Here is a 13,771-nt window from a genome sequence, read left to right on the forward strand (position 1 = left end):
TCCAGTCGCCATGCCCGGCCCAGCACCCCAGAGCGACCCTTCCGGCGTCTGCCCTGTGCCCTGAGCACGGGATGAAACTCTAGCACCGCCTCAGAACGAATGTAAACTTCGCATGAACAGCGCCTCGATCCCCGCCATGCCGGGGATCCGCTGCTTCCGGACCGTGCATCCGCCGCAGACGCTGCGATGTATCCGTGGTCACATTCCGCGGGGCCCGGGCTCCGCCGCTCGTCCCGCGGGACGTCCCTCCCGCTGGCACGTCCTCTCCCCTGCGGGGAGGACGCGGCGGTCGAGGATCAGGACTCGGTCTGGATGAGCATGGACGGGCGGAAGACCCACCGTCCGCCCCACCGGGCGAACAGGTCGAAGGCCTCGGAGAGCATCCCCGCGCGGAAGAAGACCGAGTCCACTCCCGCGGCGTCCGCATCGCTGCTCCGATAGCCGGCGAGCACGGCTCGCGAGGCGTCGTCGTACCAGCGGGCGTAGTTCACCGAGGCGTCGGGGGCCTCCTCGACCCGCTCCATCACGGCATCGGCGAGGGAGATCAGCACCGACACCACGTCGCGCAGCGGCAACGCATGCTCGACCATGCCGCCCTGCTCGGAGACGATCCACCGAGTGCCCCCGGCCTCCTCCACCCCGCGCAGCCTGGTCATGTCCAGGTCGCCGTGGATGTGCTGCAGCATCTGGGGCTCGTCGGCCTCGCGCAGCTCCATCTCCAGGGTGTCCACGACCTCGCCGATCTCGGCCTGTTCCTCCTCGTCGAAGCGCTCGGAGACGTCGCGCCACTGCTCGGCCAGCGTCCGCCGGGCGTCCTGGGTCATGGTCGACAGCTGCCGAGCAGTCTGCGGATGCGCCCCGAGCGCACCGGCGAGGTCGGCATGGAACGTGCCCAGTCCGCGGCCGAGGGCTCGGGCGGTCTCGACGAGGGGCGTCTCCTCGCGCAGCGCAGTCCGTGCCGCGTCGCGCGCCTGTTCTCCGAGACATCCCCGTCCGCGGAGCACGGCGAGGTCGCCGCCGGCCCACCGATCGTCCGAGGTGCGCCAGGCGCCGCCGACGAGTCCCAGCACCGGTGCGACGGACCGCGAGCGGGCCTGGGTCAGCGTCAGCGCGGTCTCGAGCGCCGTGCTCCGCGCCTCATCGGGGCGCCGCAGCACATCGACGACGACGGCGTCCTCGTCGTCGACGCCGTGCCCGGCATCGGCGGTGACCACAGTGCGAGCGACGTCCTCGCGCTCGCCGGCCATCGGACTGCGACGCAGACGTCCGGTGAAGGGGGTGTGCTCGGCGAAGTCCGCGAAGGCCCGGCCGTGCGCCCGACCATCGCGGGTGCCGCGGCGACGTCGGGCCATCTCCAGCCAGGCGGCGAGGAAGGCCTGGTCGCGGGCGCCGTCGTAGAGCCAGCGCTCTCCGTCGTCGGTGCGCAGCGTGCCGATGAAGGCGTCCTTGCCGGCGAGCGCCGACGGCCGGGTGCGCAGCGCGACCGGCACCGAGACCAGGTCCCGGACGCCGTCGTGCTCGACCTCGAGGAGGTGGACCTCCAGCACCAGTCCCGCGTCCGGCTCGCCCTCGGGAGTCGGGAGCCGCTGCCCGCCGACGCGGCGCAGGCTCCGTCGACCAGTGCGCGCCGGGAACCACTCCCGGCCGGCCAGCCAGGTCTCGACCACGTCGAGGAAGCCGGGGAACTGCTCACCGCGCACCGGCGCCATCGTCGTCTCCTTCACCGGGAACCCTCCTTCGCCGTCGGCGGGGCGTCCTGCTCCCCCCGCCGTCCCGTGCCGACCGCGGGCCGACTGCATGAGCCGGCCGCTCCGGGCCATCTGCTCCGACGCTACCCCAGGAGCGCACGGAACTGTCGGCGATCCGCGGGCAGTGTCCGCACCGGTCGGCCTGGCAGGTCCGGCCGGCTCGATCCCGCTCGGGTCAGCTCTGGCCGCCGGCGCGCAGCCGGGCGACCTCGTAGAGGCTGATGCCCACCGCCATCGACGCGTTCAGCGACTCGGTGGACGAGGCGATCGGGATCGAGACGATCTGATCGCAGGTCTCGTGCACCAGCCGCGACAGTCCGCGCCCTTCGGAGCCGACGACGACGATCAGCGGTTCGTCGGCGAGCGGCAGGCCGGTCAGCTCGGCGTCTCCGTCGCCGTCCAGCCCGACGACGAAGTAGCCCTCCTGCTGGGCGGCACGCAGCGCATGGGTGAGGTTCTTCGCCCGGGCGACGGGGATCCGGGCGGCAGCACCGGCCGAGGTCTTCCAGGTGGTGGCGGTGATCCCGGCCGACCGTCGCTCCGGGACGATGACGCCGTCGGCGTCGAAGGCCGCCGCCGCGCGCAGGATCGCGCCGAGGTTTCGTGGGTCGGTGATGGAGTCGCAGGCGACCAGCAGCGGCTGGTGGGCGAGGTGGCCCTTCCGGACGCGCTCGAGCTGCTCGTCGATCAGCTCGCCCGCCTCGGCGTAGTCATAAGGCTCGAGCACCAGGGCCACACCCTGGTGGACGGCGTCCCCGGAGGCGCGGTCCAGCTGACGGCGACCGACCTCGCGGATGTGCACCGACTGTTCGGCGGCCAGCTGCAGCGCCTCGCGGACGCGGCCGTCGGACTCGATGTCGGTGGCGACATGCAGCTCCTTGGCCGGCACCGCCTCGGTCAGCGCCTCGAGGACGGCGTTGCGGCCGGCGACGACGTCGTCGGTCCCCTGACCGGATCCGCGGGTCCGCGGCTGCCGCGCCTGCTGCTTGGCCCGCGAGCGCTCGGCGAGCTGCTTCTGCCGATGCGCCTTGTGATAGACGCGGTCCTCGGCCTTCGGGGTCGGACCCTTGCCCTCGAGCTTGCGCCGGCCCTGGCCGCCGCTGCCCACGACGGGGCCCTTCTTCTCCTTCTTCCGCACGGCGGCGGACTTCGGACGGGAATCTTTAGCCACGTCGGGCCTCCTTCGGCAGCGACCAGCGGCTGCCCTCGCGAGAGTCTTCGATCATCACGCCCGCCGCGGCGAGCCGGTCTCGGATCGCGTCGGCGCGGGCGAAGTCCTTCTCGGCCTTGGCCTCGGCCCGCTCGGCGAGCAGCCCGTCGACCAGCGCGGCCAGCGCGGCGTGCTCGGCCGAGACGGCGCCGGAGCCGGCCTCCGGCACGTCGTCCAGCCCCAGCACGGAGACCATGGTGCGCACGGCCGCGGCTCGGGCGGCGGCGACGTCGGCAGCCCCCTCGTCCAGGGCGGTGTTGCCCGCCCGGACGGTCTCGTGCAGCGCCGCCAGCGCGGCCGGGACGTTGAGGTCGTCGTCCATCGCGGCCGCGAACTCCGCGGGCACCTGCTGCGCGGCCGCGGCGACGGCGTCCTCGCCGAGCGTCTCTACGGCGCGGGCGGCGAAGGTCTCGATGCGCTCGACGGCGGCCTCGGCCTCCTGCAGCGCTCCGGGCCGGTAGTCCAGCGGCGAGCGGTACTGGGCCTGGCCCAGGAAGTAGCGCACCGCCGTCGGACGCGCGGCGGCGAGCATCTCGTCCGGCGAGATCGTGTTGCCCACCGACTTCGACATCTTCTCGCCCTCGTAGGTGACCATGCCGTTGTGCAGCCAGTGCCGGGCGAAGCCGTCGCCGGCGGCCGAGGACTGGGCCAGCTCGTTCTCATGGTGCGGGAAGCGCAGATCCAGGCCGCCGCCGTGGATGTCGAAGGTCGAGCCCAGATACTTGGTGGACATCGCCGAGCACTCCAGGTGCCAGCCGGGCCGGCCGCGGCCCCAGGGCGAGTCCCAGGCGGCGGTCTCCGGCTCGCCCTCCTTGTGCCCCTTCCACAGCGCGAAGTCCCGCGAGTCCCGCTTGCCGCGCGGATCGGCGTCGGGGGCGTCCTGCATGTCCTCGAGCGCCTGCCGGGTCAGCTCGCCGTAGGCCGGCCAGGAGCGGACGTCGAAGTAGACGTCGCCGGAGCCGTCCTCGGCCGGGTAGGCGTGTCCGGCTTCGATGAGCCGCTCGATGAGCGCGAACATCTCGGTCATATGCCCGGTCGCGCGCGGCTCGTAGGTCGGCCGCCGCACGCCCAGGGCGTCGTAGGCGGCGTGGAAGGCCTGCTCGAAGCGGTGGGCCAGGGCGAACCACGGCTCGCCGGCCGGATCGGCGCCGTCGTCGCCGCCGGCGAAGTCCGCGGCGAAGGAGGCCGCCGCCTTCTCCAGGATCTTGTCGTCGATGTCGGTCACGTTCCGCACCGAGGTCACTGCGAAGCCGATGTGCTCGAGCCAGCGGACCAGGAGGTCGAAGGCCACCGCCGAGCGGACGTGCCCCACGTGCGGACGCCCCTGGACGGTCGCGCCGCAGTAGTAGAGCGAGACCCGTCCGGGCTCCAGCGGGACGAAGTCGCGGACGGTCGCCGTCTTGGTGTCGTAGAGTCGCAGTGCCACGGGGCCCAGCCTATCGGACCGGTTCCGGGCGACGGCGCGGGTCAGGCCGCTCCGTCCGCGCTGGCCGCGCCGTCCGCGACGAGCACGGCCGTCGCCGTGGCCAGCACGCCCTCGACCCGGCCGGTGAAGCCGAGCCCGTCCGAGGTCGTCGCGCTGACGGACACCGGCGCGCCGGCGGCCTCGGTCAGCGCGTGCTGCGCCTCGGCCCGGCGCGGGCCGAACTTCGGACGGGCGCCGACCAGCTGCACGGAGACGCTGCCGATGCGGAAGCCGGCCTCCCCGGCCAGCCGCACCGCCTCGGCCAGCAGCGCGACGCCGGAGGCGCCCGCGAGCTCCGGCCGGGACGTGCCGATGGTGTCGGCGCCGAAGTGCACACCCATGTCGCCGATCCCGGCCGCGGAGAAGATCGCGTCGCAGGCGGCGTGGGCGACGACGTCGCCGTCGGAATGGCCCGACAGTCCCCGCTCCCCCGGCCAGTGCAGACCGGCCAGCATCAGCTCGCGGCCCTCGTCGGGGCCGGCGAAGGCGTGGACGTCGTGGCCGACGCCGACGCGGGGCACGATCACCGAGGGCGCGGGCGACGGGGCGGGCGACAGCTCGGGGGCGGCCGGCTCCGGGTCCTCCGCGCCGCCGCCGTCCTCTGCGCCGCCGAGCAGCGCCTCGGCCGTCAGCAGGTCGGTCGGAGCGGTGATCTTCAGCGAACGCGCGTCGCCGGGCACCAGCCCGACGTCGACGCCCAGGTCCTCGGCGATCATCGCCTCGTCGGTGAGCCGCTCCGCCTGCTCGTCGGGCAGCTCGCCGATGTGGGAGAACGCGCGCCGGAGCAGCGGCAGGGTGAAGCCCTGCGGAGTCTGCACCGCGCGCAGCCCGCCGCGCGGCGGGGTGTCGGAGACCCGCTCCACGGAGGGGGCGGATCCCGCGTCCGGCGCGGCGACAGTCTTGATGGTGTCGGCCACCGCCACTGCGGGCACGACGGCCTGCCAGCCGGCGGTCAGCGCGTCGAGCACGCGGATGTGGACCGCCGCCGGAGTCAGCGGACGCGCGGCGTCGTGGACCAGGATCGCGGTGTCCTCCTCGGCCCAGCCGTGGGCCGCGGCATGCTCGGCGACCGCGTCGACTCCGCGGCGCACCGAGGCCGGCCGGCTGCCGGCGCCGGGGACCTGCACGACGTCGACGCCGAGCGCGGCGGCCAGCTCCGTGCCGCAGGCGCCGAGCCGGCGGCGAGCCTCCGGCTCCTCGGGCAGCACCAGCACGACCAGCTCATAGCCGATCTCCGGGGAGACGCCGTCCAGCGCCCGGGCCAGCATGGTCCGCCCGGCCACCGGAACCAGCGCCTTGGGCATGCCGCGGCCGAGCCGGGTGCCGCTGCCGGCGGCCACACAGACGAGCGCCCGGCGCTGTGCAGCGTCCGGGCGCGTCGTCGTGCGGGGCTCCTCGCCGGAGCCGGTCCGTTCCGTCGGCATCGTCGAGCCGGCGGTCACTCGCCGGCGGTCGTGGCCGACTCGCCGCGGACCGGAGCCTCGTCGAGGATCTCGTCGAGCAGCTTCTCCGCCCGCGCCTCGTCGAGGTCCTTGGCCAGCGCCAGCTCGGAGACCAGGATCTGGCGAGCCTTGGCGAGCATCCGCTTCTCGCCCGCGGACAGGCCGCGGTCGTTCTCCCGGCGCCACAGGTCGCGCACGACCTCGGCGACCTTGTTGACGTCGCCGGAGGCCAGCTTCTCCAGGTTCGCCTTGTACCGGCGCGACCAGTTGGCCGGCTCCTCGGTGAACTCCGCCCGGAGGACGTCGTAGACGTGCTCCAGGCCCTCGGTGCCGACCACGTCGCGGACGCCGACGAGGTCCACGTTCTCCGCCGGCACCTCGATGGTCAGATCACCCTGCGACACCCGCAGCTTGAGGTACATCTTCTCCTCGCCGCGGATGGTGCGCATCTTCACTTCTTCGATGGTCGCCGCCCCGTGGTGCGGGTACACGACTGTCTCGCCGACCTCAAAAACCATGTATATGTTCCCCTTTCCCGCAGACGAGTTTATCACGGATCACAGCCGCACCAGCGTGTCGGAGCTCGCACCACGGGTTCCAGCGCATAGGGTTCGCCGCCGCCCCACCTTCGACGCCATGTAGAATTCGAGACGCCGCACGACGCCGACCGGCGACGATGTCGTATCCTGGACCTGTCCAGGTGCGCTCCAGGTGCGTCGGCGCCACGACCTGCGCCGCACCGTCCGTGTCGCATCCCATCCCGTGAGGAGACCCCGACGTGAAGCACGCCCCCTCTCCGGCTCGCCGCACGGCCGCGGCGACTCTGGCCGCCGCCGCCCTGCTCGGCGCCACCGGCTGCAGCGCGATCAACTACCAGGCCACCACGCACCAGTACTCGGCCTCCAACGGCATCGTCGAGAACGTCGGGGCGGCCGACTTCCGCCACATCATGCTGATCACCTCCGGCGAGGGTGAGCCGGCGCGGCTGATCGGCACCGTCTCCAACTCCGGCGGCGAGCCGCTCGACGCCGGCATCGAGGTCGCCGGACAGACCTTCAGCGTCGAGGTGCCGGCCGGCGGCGCGGTCACGCTGGAGGAGGACGAGGAGTTCATCGTCGACGAGGCTCCGGCCGCCCCGGGCGCCGTCGTCGAGGCCACGCTCACCGCCGACGGCGAGTCCGCCGAATCCGAGGCGACGATCTTCGACGGCCTCTACGAGCAGTACCGCGACCTGGTCCCCGGCGGCTGGGACGAGTCCACCACCGAGCACCTGGAGCACGGCGAGGACACCTACGGCGCCGGCGCCGCCCACCACGGCGAGGGCGGCGGCCACTGACCCTCGTCCATCGAGATACGCCCGCCGAGACACGCAGGGCCCGGACCGCCATGGTCCGGGCCCTGCGTGTCTCCGCCGACGGTCGGGGCCTGGACGACCGCGCTCAGCCGCGTCCGGTCGCCTCGGCCAGCAGCCGGCGCATCCGCCGCGGGTCGATGCGCCAGAAGTCGCGCACCGCGCCGTCGATGCGCAGCACCGGAACCTCCTCGGCATGCCGGGCCGCGAGCTCCTCGTCGGCGCTGATGTCGACCTCACGGACGGTCAGGGCGAACTCGGCGCAGACCTCGCCGGCGACGGCGAGCGCCTCCTCGCAGAGATGGCAGCCGGGCCGAGTCAGCACCTCGACCAGCGGGCCGGCGTCGGGATCGGGCATGGTGTCGTCCTCCGGGGTCGGGATGAGGGATCGGGGTGCGGCGCCGGTCAGTCGAACCAGGGGTCGAGCCCGTGGCGCGGGAAGATCTCCCGCCGGGTGAGCATCACCGCGCGGTCGACGGCGTCGCCCGGATCGTGGCCGTGCGTCCAGGAGCGCCAGCCGAGGTGGACTCCGTCGTCCATCCGCTCCGGAGCCTCCACGCCGCAGCGGGCGCGCACCTGCTCGCGCCAGGCCTCCGGCGTCGGCGCGCCCAGCGGGATCGGACATCCGGCGACGACGGCGGTCAGCTGCGTCCAGCTGCGCGGCACGACCGCGGCGACGGCGTACCCGCCGCCTCCGGTGGCGATCCATCGCCCGCCGCAGTGCTGCTCGACCAGATGCGCGACGTCCATGGCCGCCTGCCGCTGGGCGTCGACGCTCAGCCGCAGGTCGGTCAGCGGGTCCGCGGCATGCGAGTCGCAGCCGTGCTGGGAGACGATCACCGCCGGTTCGAAGGCCTCGACCAGCTGCGGGACCACGCCGTGGAAGGCGCGCAGCCACCCGGCGTCGCCGGTGCCCGCCGGCAGCGCGACGTTCACCGTCGTGCCCGCGGCGTCGCCGGTCCCGCTGTCCTGCGGGAAGCCGGTGCCGGGGAAGAGGCTGAGCCCGGACTCGTGCAGCGAGATGGTCATCACCCGCGGCTCGTCGACGAAGATCGACTCGGTGCCGTCGCCGTGGTGGGCGTCGAGGTCCAGATAGAGCACCCGCGGCACGCCGCGGTCGAGGAGCCGGCGCACCGCCGCGGCGGCGTCGTTGTAGACGCAGAACCCCGCAGCCCGCGAGCGGGCGGCGTGGTGCATCCCGCCGGCGACGTTCACCGCGCGGGACACGACCCCGGAGAGCACCGCGTCGGCGCAGTCCAGACTGCCCTGGACGATCCGTGCCGAGGCGGTGTGGATGGCGTCGAAGACCGGATTGTCCTCCGTGCCCAGACCGTGCGCCGCGGAGGGCGTGCCCTGGGCGCCGGCGGCTCGGACGGCCTCGATGTAGTCGGCCGAGTGGACGGTCAGCAGGTCCTCGTCGGCGGCGACCCCCGGAGCCAGCACGCTGATCCGCGGATCGTCGAGGATGCCCATCTCCCGGCAGAGGTCCACGGTGAGCTCGAGGCGCACCGGGTCCATCGGATGCCAGGGGGCGTGCCGATACTCGAGCAGGTCCGGGTGCCAGACCACCGCCGTGGACTCGGCGGCGCGGAAGGAGCGGCAGGTCACATCGCGAGCCTACGACACCGGCGACGCCGAGCACGAGCCGAGCACGCCGGACGCTGCGGTCGGTGCCGCCGACGCGCCGCGCTCACATGTGGTCGGCGAACTGCTCCAGCTTCCGCACGTCGCCGGAGACGATGATCGTGTCGCCGGGCGAGACCAGCGTCTCCGGCTGGGCGTAGACGAATTCGCGGCCCGGGGACTTCACGCCGACGACGTTGACGCCGTGGCGGCTGCGCGGTTGGCACTGGTCGATCGTCTTGCCCTGCAGGTCCCGCGGCGGATGCATCTTCACGATCGCGAAGTCGTCGTCGAACTTGATGAAGTCCATCATCTGCCCGGAGACCAGATGGGCGGCGCGCACGCCGGCGTCGTGCTCGGGGTAGATGACGTGGTGGCAGCCGATCCGCTTGAGGATCTTGCCGTGGGCGGGGTTGATGGCCTTCGCCCAGACGTGGTCCACGCCGAGATCGACGAGGTTGACCGCGATGAGCACCGAGGACTCGATGGAGGTGCCCACTCCGACCACGGCGGCGTCGAACTCCTCGGCGCCGATCTGGCGCAGCGCCTCGATGTCGGTGGCGTCGGCCTCGATCACGTGGGTGAGCGCGTCGGCGTGCTTCTGCACCAGGCCGCGGTTGCGCTCGACCGCGAGCACCTCGCGGCCCTGCGCGACGAGCTGGTAGCCCAGGGCCACGCCGAAGCGCCCCAGTCCGACGATGAGGATGGGACGGTTGCGCTGCTGGCGGCGATCACCCAAGGATCGGCCTCCCCTCTGGATAGCGGTATCGCGTGCTGCGCTGACGCACGGTCAGCGCCGCGGCGAAGGTAATGATGCCCACACGGCCGGCGAACATCAAGCCGGACAGGATGTACAGCCCCGCCGGCGGCAGCTCGGCGGTGAGCCCGCTGGTGAGTCCCACGGTCGCGAAGGCCGAGATCGACTCGTAGAGCGGACGCTCCATGTCCTGGCCGGTGATCGTCATCAGCGTCAACGTGGAGACCAGCACCAGCGTCGCGCCCATGGCCACGACCGAGACCGCCACACGGACCGCCGAGGCGGGGATGGTGCGCTCGTGGGCGGTGGACTCGGTGTCGCCGCGGGCCTCGGCCAGGAAGGCCAGCCAGATCACCGCGATGGTGGTGACCTTGATCCCGCCGGCGGTCGAGGCCGAGCCGCCGCCGGCGAACATCAGCGCGTCGGAGATCAGCTTGGTCTGCGGATTCTCCAGATTCGACTCCACCACGGAGAAGCCGCCCGAGCGCATGTTCACCGAGGCGAAGAGCGCGTTCTGCAGCTTCTCCAGGAAGCCCATCTCTCCGATGGTCTGGGCGTTGTTCCACTCCATGACCGCGTAGAGCCCCGCGCCGGCGACCATCAGCAGCACGGTGACCTCCAGGGTCAGCCGAGTGTGCAGGTTCCAGCGGCTGTAGCGCAGCCGGGTGCGCCACAGCGCGAAGAGCACCGGGAAGCCCAGACTGCCGAGGAAGACCCCGATCATGATCGCCCAGATGCTCAGCGGGTCATGGTCCAGGCCGGCCAGCCCCTCGGAGTGGATCACGAAGCCGGCGTTGTTGAAGGCCGAGATCGCATAGAAGAGCCCGTGCCAGATCCCGCTGAGGACGTCGCCCTCCAGGTGGATCAGCCGCGGCACCAGCACCAGGGCCAGCACCGCCTCGATGATCAGCGAGATGGCGACGACGATCTTGATCAGGCTGGTGACCTCGCCGAGCTGGTCGGTCTTCCAGCCCTCCTGGGCGATCTTCTTGGTCTTCAGCCCCAGGCTGCGGGTCACGCTGGCGGCCAGCAGCGAGGCGACGGTCAGGATGCCCAGGCCGCCGACCTGGATGGCCACGATGATCACGATCTCGCCGGCCAGCGACCAGTGGTCGGCGGTGTTCACCGGCGTCAGCCCGGTCACCGACACCGCCGAGGTGGCCACGAACAGCGCCTCGTGCAGCTCCGCCGGCCGGCCCGACTCGGTGGCCCACGGCATCATCAGCAGCGAGCTGAACAGGGCGGTGACGACGGCGAAGATCACCAGCGCCGCACGCGCCGGCGAGCTGCCGGCCATGCGGGCGATCCAGCGCCTGAACTGCGACCACGACCCTCGAACAGTCGCGACCCCGGGATCTGTCGTCATGGCGCTCAGCTTAGACCTCGTCGCGCAGCTGGGTGGTCATCTCCCGCGCACGCGACGCGCTGGCGGCCACCGCCGCGCGCACTGCGGCCGGGACCTCGTGCGCCTCGAGGGCGTCGACGGCCCGCTCCGTGGTGCCGTTCGGCGAGCACACGGCCTTCCGCAGCGCCGCGGCGTCGGCGGTGCCGGCCGCGCGGTGCTCCACCAGCATGGTCCCGGCGCCCCGAACCGTGGCGGCGGCCAGATCGGCGGCCAGCTCGGGATCCAGCCCCAGCTCCACGCCGCCGGCGGCCATGTGCTCGGCCAGCAGGAAGGCATAGGCCGGCCCCGACCCCGAGACGCCGGTCAGCGCGTCGATCTGCGCCTCGTCGACGACGTGGACCGCTCCGCAGGCCGACAGCAGGGACTGCACGGACTCCACCTGCTCGGCGGTGGCGTGGGTGCCGGCGGCCAGCCCGACGACGCCCTGCCCGACCGACAGCGGCGTGTTCGGCATCGACCGGATCACCGGCTGTCCGTCGCGCAGCGCGGACTCGAGCATGGCGACGTCGACGGCGGCGGCCACCGAGACCACCACAGTCTGCGGCGCCAGCGACTCGGCGATCTCCTCGGCCAGCGTGACGATGCCGTGGGGCTTGACGCCCAGCAGCACGACGTCGGCGCCGTCGACGGCGCGGCGGTTCGCCTCCGCGTCCGACTCCTCGGCGAGCACCTCGACGCCCAGCTCCTCGGCGCGTGCGGCGGCCGAGGCGGACGAGCGGGTGGTGGCCACGACGTCCTCGCGGGACACCGGGCCGGCCAGCAGGCCGGACAGGATGGCCGCGTTCATCGAGCCGAGTCCGAGCATGGCGATGCGCATCAGAGGTCCTCTCCTCATCGGGCGGTGTCGGGGCGGCGCCGACGGATGGGCTCAGCCGGTCGTCGCCCGCCGCCCCAGGTGTCTGCGGGCGAACTCCAGCGATTCTGCCAGCATCCGCTCCCGCTCGCCCACTCCGCGGGCGGTGCGGGTGGCCACCTCCACGGCGACGACGCCGTCGAAGCCGCCGTCGCCGAAGTCCTCGGCGGCGATGAGCTCCAGCGTCTCGGCCACGGGCTGCTCGCCGCGGCCCGGCACCAGGTGATCGTCCTTGAAGCCGTTGGACCAGCCGTCGGTGAGATGCACGTGCCGCAGCCGCGAGCCCAGCGCCCGGCAGGCGGCCGCCGAATCCGACTCGGCGGTGGCCGCATGGGAGAAGTCCCAGGTCACGTGCGGATACGGCTGGGCGACAGGGTCCCAGTGCGGCAGGTACATCGTCGCCTCGCGGGTCCCGGCGCGCCAGGGGTACATGTTCTCCACCGCGAAGCGCACTCCGGTGGAGGCCTCCAGCTCGGCGATGCCCTCGGCGAAGCGCTCGGCATAGCCGGTCTGCCAGCGGAACGGCGGATGGGCGACGACGGTGTCGCAGCCGACGTCGACGGCCAGCCGGGCGCTGCGGCGCAGCTTCTCCCAGGCCGAGCCCCAGACCTGCTGGGTGAGCAGCAGCGTGGGCGCATGGACTGCCGTCAGCGGCAGCTCGAAGCGGCGGACCAGCTCGTTCAGCACCTGCGGCGACTGCGTCTCCGCCCGGTGGGTGACCATGACCTCCATGCCGTCGTAGCCGAGGTCCGCGGCGATCGCGAAGCCTTCGGCGACGCCCAGCGGATAGACCGACGACGTCGACAGCGCCACCGGGATCGGCCGGCGGGGGCCTCCCGACGTCATGGCGGAGGGGTGCTCAGCCGCGGGCATGCTCGACCGCCGCTCGTGCCGAGGCGAGGCCGGACCCCCGCGGAGTGATCAGATCGCGCCGCAGGTCCACGTGCCCGACGCCGGGCGCATGCGGGATCTCCACCGCATGGTCCAGGATCAGCGAGTCCAGACGGCGCAGGATCAGCCCCTCGCGCAGCGCCCAGGGACAGATCTGCAGCTCCTCGATCTCGAAGGCGCGCATCGCCGCCTCGGCGGCCACTGCACCGGCGAAGACCTGCCGCGAGCGCATCTCCGAGACGCCCGGCAGCTGCTCCCGCTGCGCGGCGGTCATCGGTCCGAGCTTCTTCACCAGAGCCTTGAGGTCCTTGTGGGACAGCGTGCGGCGCACGTACGGACCGGACGCCGAGGGCGCGGCGCCGGTCATCCGCGCCAGCGAGCGGAAGGTCTTCGAGGTGGCCAGCACCTCGGTGTTCGCGTCCAGCGTCGGGAACTCGCGGCGGGCGGCGCCGATCTCCTCGCGGACGTAGGCCTTCAGCTCTTTGATCTGCGCCTTGCTGGGCGGATCGTCGGGCAGCAGGTCGCGGGTCAGCCGCCCGGCGCCCAGCGGCACCGACAGCGCCGTGGACGGCAGCTCGTCCTGGCCGTAGGCCATCTCGAAGGAGCCGCCGCCGATGTCCAGGTTCAGGATGTGTCCGGCGCTCCAGCCCCGCCAGCGGCGGGCGGCGAAGAAGGTCGTCGCCGACTCCTGGGCGCCGCTGAGCTCCATGAGCTCGACTTCGGTCTTCTCGGCCACCCGGGCGAGGACCTCCTCGCCGTTGGCGGCCTCGCGGAGTGCCGAGGTGCAGAAGGAGAGCAGGTCCTGGGCCCGGTGCCGGGCGGCGAAGCGTGCGGCCTCGTCGATGAATCCGAGCAGCTCGTCCTGCCCCTCACGGGTGATCGCGCCGTCGTCGTCGAGATGGCGGACCAGCGACAACGGCCGCTTGTGCGAGGCGAACGGCTCGGGCTTCGCCCCGATGTGGGCGTCCACGAGCAGCAGGTGCACAGTGTTCGACCCCACGTCCAGCACGCCCAGTCTCATCCGAT

13 protein-coding genes are annotated in these 13,771 nt (G+C 72.8%); 1 reads left to right on the forward strand and 12 read right to left on the reverse strand.

All coding sequences use genetic code 11. The features are described 5' to 3' along the window. Nucleotides 1-296 precede the first annotated feature (296 nt). From GCL72_RS06945 to GCL72_RS06965, 5 genes are all read right to left on the reverse strand, one after another. Nucleotides 297-1,724 (reverse strand): maltokinase N-terminal cap-like domain-containing protein, encoded by a 1,428-nt coding sequence (locus GCL72_RS06945; RefSeq protein ID WP_153143986.1) that lies wholly within the window; start codon nucleotides 1,722-1,724, stop codon nucleotides 297-299. Between the two features lie 199 nt (nucleotides 1,725-1,923). Beyond that, a complete protein-coding gene (gene rlmB / locus GCL72_RS06950; protein WP_153143987.1) occupies nucleotides 1,924-2,919 on the reverse strand; it encodes a 23S rRNA (guanosine(2251)-2'-O)-methyltransferase RlmB in 996 nt (331 codons plus the stop codon). Beyond that, entirely contained in the window at nucleotides 2,912-4,384 is a 1,473-nt protein-coding gene (gene cysS / locus GCL72_RS06955; protein WP_153143988.1) for a cysteine--tRNA ligase, read from the reverse strand. Before cysS ends, rlmB begins: the two co-directional genes overlap by 8 nt. A gap of 41 nt (nucleotides 4,385-4,425) precedes the next feature. After that, a complete protein-coding gene (ispF, locus tag GCL72_RS06960) occupies nucleotides 4,426-5,763 on the reverse strand; it encodes a 2-C-methyl-D-erythritol 2,4-cyclodiphosphate synthase (protein WP_246161070.1) in 1,338 nt (445 codons plus the stop codon). A gap of 98 nt (nucleotides 5,764-5,861) precedes the next feature. Then, nucleotides 5,862-6,383: a CarD family transcriptional regulator gene (locus tag GCL72_RS06965; RefSeq protein WP_153143990.1), complete on the reverse strand. Its 522-nt coding sequence runs from the start codon at nucleotides 6,381-6,383 to the stop codon at nucleotides 5,862-5,864. Nucleotides 6,384-6,643: 260 nt separating this feature from the next. On the opposite strand from GCL72_RS06965, the gene GCL72_RS06970 reads away from it, so the two are divergent. Beyond that, nucleotides 6,644-7,201, forward strand: a complete 558-nt coding sequence (locus GCL72_RS06970; RefSeq protein WP_153143991.1) for a hypothetical protein — start codon at nucleotides 6,644-6,646, stop codon at nucleotides 7,199-7,201. A 103-nt stretch (nucleotides 7,202-7,304) separates the two neighbouring features. Here the strand turns inward: GCL72_RS06970 and GCL72_RS06975 are convergent, their stop codons facing one another. The 7 genes from GCL72_RS06975 to GCL72_RS07005 all read right to left on the reverse strand — a co-directional run bounded on the left by GCL72_RS06975 (nucleotide 7,305) and on the right by GCL72_RS07005 (nucleotide 13,766). Next, nucleotides 7,305-7,574, reverse strand: coding sequence for a glutaredoxin family protein (locus GCL72_RS06975; protein WP_153143992.1), 270 nt, complete (start codon nucleotides 7,572-7,574; stop codon nucleotides 7,305-7,307). A 47-nt stretch (nucleotides 7,575-7,621) separates the two neighbouring features. After that, a complete protein-coding gene (locus GCL72_RS06980) occupies nucleotides 7,622-8,824 on the reverse strand; it encodes an acetoin utilization protein AcuC (RefSeq protein ID WP_153143993.1) in 1,203 nt (400 codons plus the stop codon). An 82-nt stretch (nucleotides 8,825-8,906) separates the two neighbouring features. After that, complete coding sequence (locus tag GCL72_RS06985) at nucleotides 8,907-9,578, reverse strand: potassium channel family protein (RefSeq protein ID WP_425486766.1); 672 nt, start codon at nucleotides 9,576-9,578, stop codon at nucleotides 8,907-8,909. Further along, nucleotides 9,571-10,893 carry a TrkH family potassium uptake protein gene (locus GCL72_RS06990; protein ID WP_153143994.1) on the reverse strand — a complete coding sequence of 441 codons (1,323 nt, stop codon included), beginning with the start codon at nucleotides 10,891-10,893 and terminating at the stop codon, nucleotides 9,571-9,573. The genes GCL72_RS06985 and GCL72_RS06990 overlap by 8 nt, the downstream gene beginning before the upstream one ends. A 79-nt stretch (nucleotides 10,894-10,972) precedes the next feature. After that, entirely contained in the window at nucleotides 10,973-11,818 is an 846-nt protein-coding gene (proC, locus tag GCL72_RS06995) for a pyrroline-5-carboxylate reductase (RefSeq protein WP_153143995.1), read from the reverse strand. Nucleotides 11,819-11,869: 51 nt separating this feature from the next. Then, entirely contained in the window at nucleotides 11,870-12,727 is an 858-nt protein-coding gene (locus GCL72_RS07000; RefSeq protein ID WP_246161071.1) for a sugar phosphate isomerase/epimerase family protein, read from the reverse strand. Next, nucleotides 12,714-13,766: a Ppx/GppA family phosphatase gene (locus tag GCL72_RS07005; protein WP_153143996.1), complete on the reverse strand. Its 1,053-nt coding sequence runs from the start codon at nucleotides 13,764-13,766 to the stop codon at nucleotides 12,714-12,716. The genes GCL72_RS07000 and GCL72_RS07005 overlap by 14 nt, the downstream gene beginning before the upstream one ends. Nucleotides 13,767-13,771: the final 5 nt, after the last annotated feature.

The organism is Nesterenkonia halophila, from assembly GCF_009467795.1.
Classification (GTDB): Bacteria; Actinomycetota; Actinomycetes; order Actinomycetales; family Micrococcaceae; genus Nesterenkonia; species Nesterenkonia halobia.

What these genes read in the sequence shown, in the direction of transcription:
- GCL72_RS06965 (WP_153143990.1), bottom strand. Translation starts at nt 6,383, where the DNA reads ATGGTTTTTGAGGTCGGCGAGACAGTCGTGTACCCGCACCACGGGGCG.
- GCL72_RS06975 (WP_153143992.1), bottom strand. Translation starts at nt 7,574, where the DNA reads ATGCCCGATCCCGACGCCGGCCCGCTGGTCGAGGTGCTGACTCGGCCC.
- GCL72_RS06990 (WP_153143994.1), bottom strand. Translation starts at nt 10,893, where the DNA reads ATGGCCGGCAGCTCGCCGGCGCGTGCGGCGCTGGTGATCTTCGCCGTC.
- proC (WP_153143995.1), bottom strand. Translation starts at nt 11,818, where the DNA reads ATGCGCATCGCCATGCTCGGACTCGGCTCGATGAACGCGGCCATCCTG.
- GCL72_RS07000 (WP_246161071.1), bottom strand. Translation starts at nt 12,727, where the DNA reads ATGCCCGCGGCTGAGCACCCCTCCGCCATGACGTCGGGAGGCCCCCGC.
- GCL72_RS07005 (WP_153143996.1), bottom strand. Translation starts at nt 13,766, where the DNA reads ATGAGACTGGGCGTGCTGGACGTGGGGTCGAACACTGTGCACCTGCTG.